The 13,839-nt window shown below is 32.7% G+C and carries 15 protein-coding genes and 3 tRNA genes; 12 read left to right on the top strand and 6 right to left on the bottom strand.

What is annotated here, in order from left to right; translation table 11 throughout:
• Positions 1-108 precede the first annotated feature (108 nt).
• From FBR08_RS04485 to FBR08_RS04475, 3 genes are all read right to left on the bottom strand, one after another.
• A tRNA-Trp gene (locus tag FBR08_RS04485) sits at positions 109-179 on the bottom strand.
• A 44-nt stretch (positions 180-223) separates the two neighbouring features.
• Positions 224-592 carry a DUF983 domain-containing protein gene (locus FBR08_RS04480; RefSeq protein ID WP_158961610.1) on the bottom strand — a complete coding sequence of 123 codons (369 nt, stop codon included), beginning with the start codon at positions 590-592 and terminating at the stop codon, positions 224-226.
• Between the two features lie 248 nt (positions 593-840).
• Positions 841-1,557 carry a hypothetical protein gene (locus FBR08_RS04475; RefSeq protein WP_158961609.1) on the bottom strand — a complete coding sequence of 239 codons (717 nt, stop codon included), beginning with the start codon at positions 1,555-1,557 and terminating at the stop codon, positions 841-843.
• 505 nt (positions 1,558-2,062) lie between these two features.
• Between FBR08_RS04475 and FBR08_RS04470 the strand changes: the two genes are divergently transcribed.
• From FBR08_RS04470 to FBR08_RS16740, 4 genes are all read left to right on the top strand, one after another.
• Positions 2,063-2,479 carry a hypothetical protein gene (locus FBR08_RS04470; RefSeq protein WP_233266240.1) on the top strand — a complete coding sequence of 139 codons (417 nt, stop codon included), beginning with the start codon at positions 2,063-2,065 and terminating at the stop codon, positions 2,477-2,479.
• Between the two features lie 150 nt (positions 2,480-2,629).
• On the top strand, positions 2,630-3,403 hold the full coding sequence (locus tag FBR08_RS04465) for a hypothetical protein (protein ID WP_158961607.1): 774 nt from the start codon (positions 2,630-2,632) through the stop codon (positions 3,401-3,403).
• A 162-nt stretch (positions 3,404-3,565) separates the two neighbouring features.
• Positions 3,566-4,216, top strand: coding sequence for a hypothetical protein (locus FBR08_RS04460; RefSeq protein ID WP_199268629.1), 651 nt, complete (start codon positions 3,566-3,568; stop codon positions 4,214-4,216).
• A 14-nt stretch (positions 4,217-4,230) separates the two neighbouring features.
• Positions 4,231-5,070, top strand: coding sequence for a hypothetical protein (locus FBR08_RS16740; RefSeq protein WP_199268628.1), 840 nt, complete (start codon positions 4,231-4,233; stop codon positions 5,068-5,070).
• Between the two features lie 398 nt (positions 5,071-5,468).
• Here the strand turns inward: FBR08_RS16740 and FBR08_RS04450 are convergent, their stop codons facing one another.
• Positions 5,469-5,861 carry a helix-turn-helix domain-containing protein gene (locus FBR08_RS04450; protein ID WP_158961606.1) on the bottom strand — a complete coding sequence of 131 codons (393 nt, stop codon included), beginning with the start codon at positions 5,859-5,861 and terminating at the stop codon, positions 5,469-5,471.
• 247 nt (positions 5,862-6,108) lie between these two features.
• Between FBR08_RS04450 and FBR08_RS04445 the strand changes: the two genes are divergently transcribed.
• The 6 genes from FBR08_RS04445 (at position 6,109) to FBR08_RS04420 (ending at position 11,427) form a co-directional block, all read left to right on the top strand.
• Positions 6,109-6,510, top strand: a complete 402-nt coding sequence (locus tag FBR08_RS04445) for a helix-turn-helix domain-containing protein (protein ID WP_158961605.1) — start codon at positions 6,109-6,111, stop codon at positions 6,508-6,510.
• Between the two features lie 345 nt (positions 6,511-6,855).
• On the top strand, positions 6,856-7,116 hold the full coding sequence (locus FBR08_RS04440; RefSeq protein ID WP_158961604.1) for a hypothetical protein: 261 nt from the start codon (positions 6,856-6,858) through the stop codon (positions 7,114-7,116).
• Positions 7,117-7,623: 507 nt separating this feature from the next.
• A complete protein-coding gene (locus FBR08_RS04435; protein WP_158961603.1) occupies positions 7,624-8,958 on the top strand; it encodes a biosynthetic peptidoglycan transglycosylase in 1,335 nt (444 codons plus the stop codon).
• Positions 8,958-9,668: a hypothetical protein gene (locus FBR08_RS04430; protein ID WP_158961602.1), complete on the top strand. Its 711-nt coding sequence runs from the start codon at positions 8,958-8,960 to the stop codon at positions 9,666-9,668. The genes FBR08_RS04435 and FBR08_RS04430 overlap by 1 nt, the downstream gene beginning before the upstream one ends.
• Before the next feature lie 10 nt (positions 9,669-9,678).
• Positions 9,679-10,500: a sensor histidine kinase gene (locus FBR08_RS04425; RefSeq protein ID WP_158961601.1), complete on the top strand. Its 822-nt coding sequence runs from the start codon at positions 9,679-9,681 to the stop codon at positions 10,498-10,500.
• An 18-nt stretch (positions 10,501-10,518) separates the two neighbouring features.
• On the top strand, positions 10,519-11,427 hold the full coding sequence (locus tag FBR08_RS04420; RefSeq protein ID WP_158961600.1) for a response regulator: 909 nt from the start codon (positions 10,519-10,521) through the stop codon (positions 11,425-11,427).
• Positions 11,428-11,573: 146 nt separating this feature from the next.
• Here the strand turns inward: FBR08_RS04420 and FBR08_RS04415 are convergent.
• Positions 11,574-11,647, bottom strand: a tRNA-Ile gene (locus FBR08_RS04415).
• A 23-nt stretch (positions 11,648-11,670) separates the two neighbouring features.
• Positions 11,671-11,744 (bottom strand) — tRNA-Ile (locus FBR08_RS04410).
• Positions 11,745-12,075: 331 nt separating this feature from the next.
• On the opposite strand from FBR08_RS04410, the gene rbfA reads away from it, so the two are divergent.
• Positions 12,076-12,468, top strand: a complete 393-nt coding sequence (rbfA, locus tag FBR08_RS04405; RefSeq protein WP_158961599.1) for a 30S ribosome-binding factor RbfA — start codon at positions 12,076-12,078, stop codon at positions 12,466-12,468.
• A 4-nt stretch (positions 12,469-12,472) separates the two neighbouring features.
• The gene (locus FBR08_RS04400) at positions 12,473-13,678 is read left to right on the top strand and encodes an ABC transporter permease (RefSeq protein WP_158961598.1); all 1,206 of its coding nucleotides are present in this window, start codon (positions 12,473-12,475) and stop codon (positions 13,676-13,678) included.
• Positions 13,679-13,839 lie beyond the last annotated feature (161 nt).

The raw sequence follows: 13,839 nt of genomic DNA, 5'->3' as shown, positions 1-13,839 counted from the left end.
TGAACATCCCTAAATACAGTTGGCTGTTTTTTAAACAGTAGCTTTAAACTGACAACCGATTATTAGGCAAACAAAAAAAAGTCCTTACAATTTGCAAGGACTTTTTTGCACGGGTGGAGGGATTCGAACCCCCATCAACGGTTTTGGAGACCGCTATTCTACCCTTGAACTACACCCGTTTTTGTTTCAAGTGGTGCAAAGATAAATAACTTTTTGAAAGAAACTATTCTTTTTTATAAAATATATTTAACCAAATTATGCGAGATAATCGGTAGTTAAATGTCCAACATAAAAGTAGTACAACTACAATGGCGATAAAGGTTTGAAGGAGAGTTATATGTACGTCAAAAAGAGCGTTGATGATCAATCTCAAAACCATTACAGCACTCATTTCTGCCACAGTAAGACCATAGCTCACATACATGCCTCCAAAGTAAAAACCTGTCTCTCTATGGAAATTATAATGGCAATGAGAACACTCTTTCGCCATTTTAGGCATGCGAAATGTAACGGGATTCCCCTTATCATAGAATAAATCTTCTTTGCCGCAATTTGGGCATTTTCCGCTTAAAACTCTTGATATGTATGACATAAGATTATTTTTATGCAAAGTAAAGTAAAAATACTGAAATGGAGGGGTTTTAAAATGCTGTATTTTGGTGTAATTCGGACATTTTAGCCCCTCTTGTCTTTATTGTTGTTTTTGTTTTGGTAGCTATCACCTTGAGTGTCTTGAAAAATATAAAAAACACTTAGGTTGAAAAAGAACAACACAAGAATAGCAAAAAAAAACAGCAGTAAACGTTGAAGTCCTGCTGTTGTTGCTATTAAAATCGCTTATTATTCTTCTGAGTACGTTGATTCCTCAACCGTTGTTTCTTCTTCTCCTTCTGTTGCATTTTCTCTAATATTCAAGAACTTTAAAGGATTGGATTTTGCTTCTCCATTGTAGTAATCGTCAAACTCTTTTACTAAGTTAGCGATTTCTTCTAAGGACATTACATCGTTTTCTTCTTCAGAAACATTGTAATATTCCATTAGTTTTAAACGATCCGTTTCGTATTTTTTGCGAATAGTATTTTTTTGAGCGGTATAAATAGCGCGATCCATTCCATACTTTCTGTAAATTTCTTTTTGTTCTGCCTTATAAAGGGCATCTAACACTTTTAAATCTGCCTTTAGTCCATCATCATTGACCATGGCTAAATCATATTCTACCTTTTTCTGAGCCCAAACGTCCATTTGGTCTTTGTTTAACGTGCGTTGAATAAATAGTTGATACGAATTTTTAACTTTTTTTTCCGTTTCATTTTTTTCAACAGGAAGCATATCTGTTCTGTCATTTAGGGCTTGCAAGTCCCTTTTGATGTATTCGTTTTTAACGACAAAAGAAGCTTCTTGTTTTTGACTTAATCCCAATTCAGCTTTGTGCTGAAGGATATTCTCTATATCTTTATAAACAATGATATCACTGCTACGTTGAATCACAGGTTTTCTTTGCCCATAAGTCACAGAAAAAGCCAAGAGTAGGATGGATAATGAGATAATCTTTTTCATTTCTTTTCTTTATTTTCAGTTGCAAATTTAATATAAAATAATCTTTTTCCTTTCGAAGAATAGCGAAAAAACAACGTTGAAATTAACCGTTTTTAGCTTCTTGTTGTCGTTCATTTAACACGCTTTCTCCTGCGTGTACAAACACCCTTTTTTATTTCTTTTTCAGGAGATTATCATCGCCTACAAAAGTAAACATATGTTTATTAAAATTAGTTAAATTTTTTTAAAAAACGAATATTGTGTGTCTGTATGTTTGTTTTTTGTATGTTATTGTGGTTGTTGTACATAAAAATATTGTAATTTGTTAAAAAATAGCGATAAAAAGCTATTTTTGTTTTGTTTTTACTGCTATTCCGCAGTGTTTTTTAATGAAAATTTGTTTAACACAAGTTTCTATTTTTTTATTTATTGTAAATTTCGAAACTTTTATGATAATCAATCTTATTATTGTTGTTAAATGCAAGAGATGTGCCACTTTTTAGTTTTAAGAAAAAATTGTGATGTTTTGCGATTTTTTATTCATGTTGTCGCATTCTTTTCTTTTCATGGAGTCGTATTGGGACAAATACCCAAAACACAAATCAAAGTTTTACAACAAGGAACAACGCTTGATTCTATTCGTGTAACCCCAGCACAAAAGGGTGAGCTATTTATGGAAGTAGTTAGTTATTTCGAAGAATACAGTTCAACGGAGCCAGCAAGTCGTATACAAATGTACTTTCAAGGTCAAAATAAACAAGGGGAGTTAGAGGTGCGCTATGTTTACACGTATGCCATGCTCAACTTTCACCTGGATACGCTGTTAACCTACTCCAATAACAGTAAGCAGACCTTTTTGTTTGATCAGTCTCGACGTGCGGCTTTGCTAGTAGAAGTAGACCTGCAGTATAAACCTTCAAAATTAGAAGTGAAGTTGCGGTAACTACTTGAATCGCAAATTGAAATACTTAAAAACAGGTGTGTATTAAGTTAATTTTTCGTATTCGTTCACTTTATTTTTTGTATTGGTTGGTTTTTTTTCTACTTTGCGTACTCCTTAGGGAAAAATGTACAACAAAAACTCCAATGACTAATGAAAAAGCCAGCTATTCTTACTCTACTTTTGTTAACGATGAGTACTGGTGCATTTGCTCAAATGGCACTAGATCGAATTGACGCTAATCCAAAATGGAAGCAATACGACCATTTTTATGAACGCGATGCATCGAGTGTATACCCCAATGATCGCATTGAATATGAATTAGTGGACGGGCGAATCAGCAGCTACCGCTTGTATTATAACGATGAATTGGGAAAGGTATTCGACGTGTTTTACGACAATCAAGGTCGCGTGTACCAAGAAGTTTTGATGTATGATGCAGATCGTGGACAAGTGAGAGAAGTCGTTTTTGAGAGTTCGTTTACCTATGATGATAAAGGAATATTGATTGACGACGGAAAACATACGTATACGAAATTCGTAAAAGGAAGACCCATGATCGTTACCTCTCGGGAGTATTCAGAAGAATATGAACGTGGGTTCAGTACGGTTCGCGCCTATAATGAAAGCGGAACCATACGCTTGGAGAAAACAACGTTTTTTGAGGAAGGAGAAAAGAAGATTCGCACCAGTATCTATAAATACGATGCTTGTGGGAATGTAACAGAAGTGAGTACGCGTACCACCATTGCGCCTACCTATACCAAACAAAAGAGACGCAAAAAAGACAGAACACCACCCGTTCGCCCTGTTATTGAAAAAGAAACGTTTGCTTATGAGTATGACGGCGATTGTATTTGGACCAAAAAATACAAAGTGGAAAATGGTGAACAAACCCTTTTGCGCGAAAGAGAACTTGTAAAATAGCACAAAAACCAATCAAACTATATTATGTAAAGCTCAGTGAATGTATTGTTCATTGGGCTTTTTTTTGCAAAAAAATAAAGAGAAGTACGTATATTTTGTTTGAGCGAGCGGATTGTATGCTAAGAATGCCTATTTTCGTTTTACTTATAAAAGGAGTAATGGATGTATAAATTAATGTTCCTCTTTGTTGGTTTTCTCCTCTTTGGTTGTGGGAGAAAGGAGTTGAAAAGAACTTGGAGTTATGAGATGCTGGGTGAGGTGTTCTATCAAGTAAAATGGTTTTCCTATCCCACTCTTGATGATAAACTGGAGAGCGTACAGTATTATATTTCTGAAACAGGAGATACGATCATTAATCAAGTTGTCGTATTTTGGGATGAAGAAACAATAGATACCTTGAGCAGTGAGTTTTATAGTTTACAGATTTATCCAACTGATACATTAGACACGTACAAAGGGGTTCTCGTCTTGTATAATAGATTCAACAAGCTACAAGTAGGTGCTGAAAATAAGCGTCGGTTACAGCTGTTATACGATGAAATTACAGATAGTTTAATTTTGAGTGCTGTAAGTTCAGATACCAGTAATCGCTTGGAATTCTATTACCGAAACTCCATTGATCACCACCTGACAGGCGTTTTATTACAAGACGTTTTTAGAGATACCTTAGTAGGGAATGATACGTTGCTGAATTATGGTAAAACGAGGTTGCTTATTGATACAAGAGAATTGACGAATAATACCTTTATAGAAAGCCATCGCTTTTTAAAAGTAAAAGGAAAAAATAGTACATCAGGTTATTTTTTTGAATAAAAAAACATAGGATCATGCAAGAAAGCACAACAGAAGAAAGCAAAACAAAAGCAAATATAACAGAAGCAAATACAACACAAGAAAATATAACAGAAGGGGTAAAAATGTATTCATCCAATGCGATTGCTATGGCTACTTTTTTAGGGGGTCCTTTAGTCGCGGGTTATTTAATTCGCGAAAATTACCGCGCCTTAGGTGAAGAGAAAAAAGCAAAACAAGCATGGATTTTGGGTATTATTGCAACGGTTGTGATCTTTGGTGGACTTCTTTTGCTTTCTGATACAATTGTCGAACGTATTCCCAATTATATTTTTCCAGCAATCTTTGCGGGAATAGTGAGCTGGATTGTTGAAGTAAAACAAGGGGATAAACTGCGACAACACAAGGCGTTTAACAATGTGTTTTACTCGGGTTGGAGAAGTGCTGGACTGGCTCTTGTATCAGCCTTAATCGTCGTGATTTGTATTGTAGGTGTGGTCTTTTTGATGCCGGAAGATAAAGTCTATGAGCAATATCAGACTGAATTTGTTCAATTCTCTGAAAATGAAGAGGAGACGTTGAAATTCTATGACAATATAACCACAAAATCCCAAGCAGAATTACTGCAAGACCTGGATCAGGTTATTCTTCCTAAATGGGAAGAAAATATCGAAATTATAAAGAAGACCAATCAAATTGAAAACCTCCCAGCGGAGTTGGTTAAGCAAAATGAAAATCTGTTGGTATACAGTGAGTTTCGATTGATTGCCTTTACCATCTGGAGACGCGCCATAGCAGAAGACACCGATCAGTATACCGCGGAATTAGAAGAAATTCACACCGCTATAGAAAAGCAATTGGATAAGTTGAGGTAAAATACAAGGCTAATTCAAAAGTAATTAACTGTAGTTTGCCTTGAGAAGGGCAAATCAAATGCGAAAACTTGATACGCAATTAAATAAGTAGGATGAAAGCATCTTGGGTAGATAAAGTAGTTACTGCGGTAAGCATGGTGATTAACCTGGTGATTAATCTCGTCTGTATGGGGTTTATGCTTGTGGTGGTGCTAGCTGGTCATTTGGTGCATAAAGTGATGAAGAGGAGGTAGCTTGTATTTTTTAGATCAGGTGTATTCAAAATCTCACAGTCCTCATTTCGAAAGTGTATAAAAAACAAAACCTCGGAGCAAGTCCGAGGTTGTAATTTCTTTTTTTTAAGTGCAGCGTTAAAGCATATTTCAGAATAACGGGATACGGTATCTAGGTCGGTTGTTTTAAATCAACTTCTCCAAGCGGTTCATCATCTCTTCTTTCTCTTTGATTATACGCTCATATAATATGATTTTTTCTTTGTGTAATTCTACTAGTATTGCAATAGGATCAAGATAGTTAGGATAATATTCTTGGGTAGGCGTATCACTGTAGATAGTTGAAATAAGGCTAAGTGCTTTTTCCGAATCAAATTGTTTGATTGCTTCCACTGGAATAGCTAATACTTTAGAAATTTCTTCAAGTAAGCAAGTATCAATTATTTCTTTTTTCTCTAGTAAAGAGATTTTCTTCTGAGTCCAATTGTCTCCTAAATCAAATGCTAGAACCTCTTGTTTGATTCCAAGCATTTCTCTGAAACGCTTTACATTTCTTCCCTGGTGTATCTGGTGTTCCATAATTGATAGTAGATTTTAACAGTGTTAAATTTTGTAATTAACTGATTACTAAATTTTTTCTATAATTAATACCTGGCATTGATTTTGTAATCTAACCAAAGATCGGATCCTAAATAACGGTACAGAACTAATTTTACTTGTATAATACAATTGAAAATTAGTATCTTACATTCGTATTATAGATAGACTCGTTTTAGGTTTTAGAAGGTCTCTTTTATATATTTGTAAACGCTAAACACATGAAGCTATGACCACCACCACTCGTAAACATATAGGAAGAAATATTAGTCGAATCCGTGAAATAAAAGGAATGAAGCAAACAACGTTAGCTGAGCTTTTAGGCGTTAGTCAGCAACAAGTATCTAATATTGAAAATAGTGAAACGGTTGAGGAAACTAAACTGGAAAGTATTGCTAAGATTCTAGAAGTGCCTGTTGAGGTAATTAAAGAATATTCAGATGACAAAGTGATGAATATTATTAATAGTACTATTACCGATAGTCCAATCTATAACAACTTCTGTACTTTTAATCCCCTTGATAAATTAGTAGAAGCGTATGAAGAAAATAAAAAATTGTATGAGCGTCTATTAGAAGCGGAGAAAGAAAAAACAGCCTATTTAGAGAAGTTGTTCATGGGAAAAAAATAACTGGAAGTTAAAAGCAGTAGTTTAAAAAACATAAAAAAAGCATCTATTTCTCAATAGATGCTTTTTTTATTGTGGTCCCACCTGAACTTGTTTTGTTTTTTAATTCGTTTTTATATAGTTTTACCTATTGATAATCAGTTCAATATGATTTATTTTAATTCGTTTGAACTGATTTGAATTCATTTTAGTCATATTTCTAACCCCTAATTTGCCCCTTCGTAAAAAATGGATTTTTAGAGTATGTTTTTAAGATTTTGATCGACGAAAATTAAAAATAGGAAAAGCTCCTGTTTTTTTATGTAAAAGCGTTGCCCCCTTGGCAAGCCCCCTTAAAAAACAATAATAATGAAATACTATTTCGAGCTGAGAAAAGATAAGATCGATAAAGAAGGTATGGTTCCTATTCGCTTAGTTGTTACTGCTCCAAAAGTTAGGATAAGAAAAAACATAAGCGTCAAGACAAAACTCGATGATTGGGATGCTGAGATTAATCAAATTCGAAATATCAAGAGAGATGATAATGAGTTGTATTTGGACTACAAAGAGTATAATGCTATACTTAGTAATACCATTAATAAAGTAGTTAGAGATTCTAAAAATTCATGAATACATTGGTAGAAATGTGTACTTTGTTTTGCTTGAGCATACTCTTCCATAGATAAAAAGTACCCTTCAGATAATTTGATACATTCATCTTCAATGACGACTTCTTTACTTCCTGTTAAAATTAAGTTGATTAGTGGAACTAAAACTGAGTAATATTCTTTTGTTTTCATAATGCCTTGGTTGGTGGTTAAAAAAAAGGCGTGAAACTAAGATCATGTCCTTATCAGAGGTTTGCGACAACCCAACAGCCAGACAGACTCAGCCCACGCCAATATTAGGCACGGGCGTAAGTCTATCGCTATTTTGGCTGTCATCTGAAGGTCGCAATTTCTGATAAACCAATAACGATAGATTACGCTTGTTCGTAATGTTTTTCTAATGCAAATGTAAGTAAGAGTTTAGATTTTAGCTAAGATTAGGTATTAAATTTAAATGGTTTAGGGGTTTGTTTTGTGACTTAGTACAAGTTTGTATATTTTTACTTATTATTTTTATTAAGAAGGTTTTATGGATTCGAAAGGAGAACAATATTTTCCGACATATAAATTCGATGAAAAAAGTAGAGACGTGCTTTTAAAAGAATTCGAAGAGGCTCAGAAGATTGCTAATACACAAACACAAGCTTATGCTCAAGTTACTAATTTAATTTTATTAGCTTTTGCTATTATCATCCCGTTATTTATTAGTAAAGAAAAATATTCAATTGATATAAAAGAGTATTCTCTAATATTTGTTTTTGTTATATTTATTTTTGGAGCTATTCTTTTGAGGTATTTCATAGAAGTTCAAAAACAAATTATATTTAATGCTAGAAAAGTGATTACTCTAAGATTAATGCTTGGAATTGATTACGGACATATTAATCTAACCTTGCCAAATTGGCGTGTAGAAGGAGCAACTAATCCTTTCGCAATTAAATTTTTTGCAGGTTGGCTAAATTTTCGAAGTACTCCTTTTTGGATTCTTACTATTGCTTTAAATATACTATTTGCTTCAAGTATAGAGATGAAAGATTTTTCTTTTACAATCATGTATATTAGTAAGTTTTTTAATATTAATCAAGAAATCAAAATCCCTTGGTATTTTGGAAACTGTATAATTACTTTTATTTATTACTATGTATTCAGAAAGAATTTAGTAGATAGACATGAAAACCTATATTTAATTTATATTAAAAAACTTGCTAACATATTTAAATTAAAAGCTTTCTTAGATACAGAATACATACTTTATAGAGCTAAACTATCAGTCATTGAATTACAGAGACTAAATATTGATTATAATAGTATGTATGAGATTTTAAAAGTTATAGAAGATCATAATTATGATAAGCATAATGGTGTTGATTTTAAAGCATTGGTGCGTGGTGCTTTAAGCCAATTTAAAGTTTATCGAAGCTACCATAATAATAAGGTAAAAGCTATAATGGTTAAGAGTGGAGGTTCAACAATAACGATGCAGTTAACTCGTACACTTTTTATACAAACACGACAAAATGCTCTTAAAAGGAAGATCTTTGAAATTTTGTTTTCTTTTTGGTTAAATAAACAGTTTTCTAAAAAAGAAATTTTAGATTTTTATATAGCTTCTGTTAGATTTGAAAATAAAATATTAGGTTTAGCCAATGCTATTAAGTTTTTTTTCGGTGATATTAGTAAATTAACTAATGAAGAGTGTTTTGTATTAGTTGAAAGGTTGTCAAATGTTTCTTCCACATTTAAGGAAGAAAGGATAAAGTTTTTGATAGCTAAATTGGAGAAAAAAAATATTGTTTTAAATAAAAAAAATATTTACGCCATTTATAGTAGTCTTGAAAAAGATAACAAAATTAAAAAAATATAATGAAAGATAGTACCCTAGTTATTGGATTATTGATTATAATAAATTTTATATCTGTAATTGTGATTTTATCAGTGAATTTTTATCCGGTTATTAATACTACATTTGATGACAAAACAATAAACAATATAAATGATATTTATAAGAATTTATCTTACAGTATTATTGGAGCAACAGTGTTCTATTTAGTGATTGATAGATTACCTTATTTACTTAAAAAGATTAAAACTAAGAAGGTGTTTTCAGATAATATTTTTTGTTTAAATAATAGTTTGGATTCACTATTTCTATATTTGAATAAAGAGTATTTTGGGAATAAAATTGATAAAGAACTATTTGCTTTGAGTTCTAATGATTTTTCAAGGATCAATAGGACTTCCACTATTTCAAAGGTAGTGGTAATTAAAACTGAAAAATCTGTTGATAAAACTTATATGTCTGGAGTCGCATTTTTTATTGATATAGGGGTAGATATAAAAAAGGAGATAAACGTTATTTATGAAAATCCACTTTGTGGTTTATTAGAAACAGAATTATTAATAATAATTCATAATATATTTAATTCGAAGATTTTTGAATTAAACAAATATTATGATGAGATTAATTCTCAATCATTTAAAGAAGCTGATATTCCATTTGAAATAGATGTAGAACTTTTTAAATTGTATAATGAGTATTTAAAATTAAGAAATCATAGATTTGTTCGTAATTAATATAGTATAGATGATTCCTAAAAGGCAAAATTCAGAAAAGAATTTAATTATTCTTCGTAAGCGATTGGAGAAGTTAGAAAATGAAAAAAAAGAAAATTTTGATTTTTTTTCTAAAGAGATAGAAAATTTACAAGAACGAATTAAAAAAGATAAACTAGTAGCTCAACAGGAGTATCGCGCTTTACAGGATTTTGTTAGATTATTGACAAATTTTGCAAGTCATGATATAAAAAATATAGTTCATAATTTAGATGGATTGGTAGTAAATCTGAAAAATAATTATATTAGTGATGAAGATATTATTTCTGCAAAGCTTTGTGTAACTGGAATAAGAGCAGCTTTAGAAGAGTTTAAAGTATTGTCTTCAGATCGAGAAAAAAAATCCTTTACAATTCAAGAATTAACTACAGCTCTAGAAAGCCTTCATAGAGCTTTATTAAAGAAAAATAAGATTTATTTTAGTTTTGAATACATAGAAATAACAAAAGATCAAATTATTAATCAAGTATTCCATCAAATATTACAATTGTTAAATAATCTTGTAATTAATTCATATGAGTTCTTGGACCCTGAAATAAGAGCTCCTGAAATTAAAATTAAAATAATATTGAAAGATAATATTGTAAATTTTTATGTTTGTGATACAGGAATAGGAGTCGAAGAAGGATTAGAAGACGATATGTTTTTGCCTTATAAAACAACAAAAGAAAATGGTTCAGGAGTTGGCTTAAGTCATGTTAGGTATGTTTCGGAATCATTGGGTGGTCAAATACAATATTTAGGAAAAGATGATAAGTATAATACTATCTTTTGCCTATCTTTACCTATATAAAAGGAAAATTAAGTAAATATGAAATATCATTCTATCCTAATTATTGATGATGAGGAGCTTGGGGCAAATAACCTTAAAAAATTCCTTGAATCTAATCGTACTGATGCGGATGTTTTAGTCGCTTGTACTGAAGAAGAAATTATAAGAAATGTAGATAATTCCTATTACGATTTAGCAATTGTAGATTTGAGAATGGATAATTTTTCTATTAATGGATTTGATATCATAAAACGCATTTTTAAGGTTAATTCTTTTGCAAAAGTACTTATTATGAGTGCTTATGTATCAGAGTTTGAGGAAGATTTAAACGATATACTTTCAACAGGTAGAATCGCAGGAATATTTCCAAAAGAAGATTTTGAAGTTTTTTCTACCAAAATAAATAAAGGTGTAACTCAGGTGTTTAAAGATTTCGATACAAAACATCAAGGTTTTAATACTACTGAATTAAAAGTTAATTATAAAAATTTAAAGAATAGTAATACGTTAGAATCCTTCAAGATTAATTGTAATAGGTTTGTAGGATTTTTGTTTTATTCTATGGGGTTTAATAGTATAAAGCAGAATGATGTTGAAGTAAAGGATTATAATATGTCTTTTTTAGTTAGAAATGAAATTGCGGATAATTTTTTTAATAAATTCAAACCATTTATTGCTGTTGAATATATTGATAGTATTACAGAAGAGAGCTTAAATAATAGTTCTTTACAACATACAGCGGATTTGTTTAAATTAATTTTCTGGATAACAACAAAAGATGTTGATATTGAGGTTTTTAATGCTGAATTTTCAAATGTTAAAAAAGATACTTTATCTGTGCTTATTTCTAGTAAAGAAATAGAGAGGATTATTCAAAGTGATCAAATAGTAAAAACAGTAAAGCAAATTATAGAAGATCAATTTGAAAAAACATGTAGAAGCAATTAGAGTACTATGTAAAAATAAAAAAGTTGAGTTAGCTAACTCAACTTTTTTATTTTTATTTTAACACGAATATATATATTATTTGTCCCCTAATCAATCCCCTAAAAAAAACAAACCCCTCATACACAACGTGTTGAGGGGTTCTTTTGTGGTCCCACCTGGGCTCGAACCAGGGACTTGCTGATTATGAGTCAGCTACTCTAACCAGCTGAGTTATAGGACCGGCCTATTTGACTGTAATATTTGTGGTCCCACCTGGGCTCGAACCAGGGACTTGCTGATTATGAGTCAGCTACTCTAACCAGCTGAGTTATAGGACCAGTCAAATTGACGATTAGCGGTTGCAATATTACTGCGTAATATTGGTTTTTGCAAGAAATACAGTCAAAAAAAAATATATTTATCCCCCAAGATTTTGGGGATTACCCCCCGTTGGGAAGTGATTTGTTAGCTGTCCGTTTCTTTTTTGCTCAAGTTGAGAATCCACCGTTAGATCTTTGATGGATGTAGTTGGTTCAATTACACCCTTTTGACGGTAAAACACCCTTGATTTTGCCCGCTTTCAGAAGAAAGATAAGAAATTTAGCGAAGAGAAGTAATAGAGGCGTGAAATATAAAAAAATATGATGCAAAAAATTGTATTTTTGCACCATGGAGACAAATAGACAAAAGAAGATGGGAGCGCTTCTACAAAGTGACCTAGTAGATATATTACAAGGAGAAGTGCGCAAGAACGGAATAAGCAATTTGATTATTTCAGTTTCTAAAGTTAATATCACCTCAGATTTATCAATCGCGAAAGTGTTTTTGAGCATTTTCCCAGCAGAGCGTGGAAAAGAATTATTAAAAGCCATTCAATCCAATGCGCCGCTAATCAAGCACGAATTAGCACAACGCGTTAAAAACCAAATGCGTAAAGTGCCGGATTTGATATTTTATGTAGACGATAGCTTGGAGTATATCGACCAAATTGACAAAGCATTAAAAGGGGACGAAAACCCAATTGCTAACCCTGATTTATTAGCAAAGAGAAAGAAAAAGTAATCCGTTGAAGATCGCCTTTTACATAGCCAAACGCTACGCTTTTAGCAAAAGCAAGAGCAAAGCCATTAACGTCATTACGGCGATTGCCTCTATTGGGATTGTCGTGAGTGCGATGGCCATGCTCATTGTATTAGCTGTGTTTAGTGGACTTCGTTCGTTTAGTTTATCGTTTACCAATGAGCTAGATCCCGAGCTCAAAGCCTTTAGCAAACACGGGAAGAACTTTGTAGTCAACCCAACGCAATACCAAGAGTTGAGTCAATCGGATCTCTTTTCAGGAGTAGCTCGAATAGTAGAAGACCGTTTGCTTTTTACCTATAATGAAAAGCAAACCGTTGCTATACTCAAAGGCGTGGATGCTGACTTTCCGAAGGTGAGTCAATTTCCCGAAAAAGTAGAGTTAGGACATTGGATTGAGCCAGGGTCAGATGAGGTTGTTACAGGACTGGGGATGGCTTATCTCTTGTCCATGGGACTCTTTGATATTGAACACAACTTACAAGCCTTGTCAATCAAACCTGGATCAGGTGTGGTAAGTAATCCCGAAGACGCCTTTTTACGCACGTATCTTCATCCTGTGGGTATTTATTCGCTGCGCAATGAAGAATTGGATAGTAAATACGTCTTTTGTGCTATTGAACTCGCTCAACACTTACTGAGCTTGGAGGAAAATGAATACACCAATCTCGAATTTGCTTTAAACCCGGGGGTGACAGAAAAAGAAGCATCGGCTTTTATTGAGCAAGTACTCGGTGATACCGTGGTGATAAAAAACCGCATTCAGCTGAATGATAGCTTGTATCGCATGTTGAATACCGAAAATGCAGTGGTGTATTTTATCTTTTTATTGGTCGTGATTATCGCGCTCTTCAATCTTGTGGGAGCGTTGCTCATGATTATTTTGGAGAAAAAAGCCAACATTAAAACCTTGAATGACTTGGGGGTGCCTCTGAAACAATTGAAGCGTATTTTTTTGTTTCAAGGTTTGATTATCAGTACCGTAGGTGGTTTAATAGGCATTGCCTTGGGAATTATTGGGGTGTTGATTCAAGAGCATTTTGGCTTGATTCTTATCCGACCTGGATTCGCTTATCCAGTAGAATTTAATATTGGCGATGTTTTCGTTGTATTTGGTTCGATTTTTATCTTGGGCTTTATCGCCTCTTATATTGCCTCCACTCGCGTGAATAAAAAGTATTTACACGCTTAGGTTTCGTTTACTTCCTTTTTTTTATCGAAATAACAGGTACACCGCTGGGGCTGTAGTACTTGTGCCTTGTTTTGACATTCCCTAAAATTGGTGATTTTTCCTTTTTAGATGGAACACTTTTTCAGAATTAACAAATTATGTCGCGGGTGTTTCATAAATTT

Origin of the sequence: Myroides fluvii, assembly GCF_009792295.1 — a bacterium.
GTDB classification, from domain to species: Bacteria; Bacteroidota; Bacteroidia; order Flavobacteriales; family Flavobacteriaceae; genus Flavobacterium; species Flavobacterium fluvii_A.
This window is presented reverse-complemented; position numbering and strand designations above follow the sequence as displayed.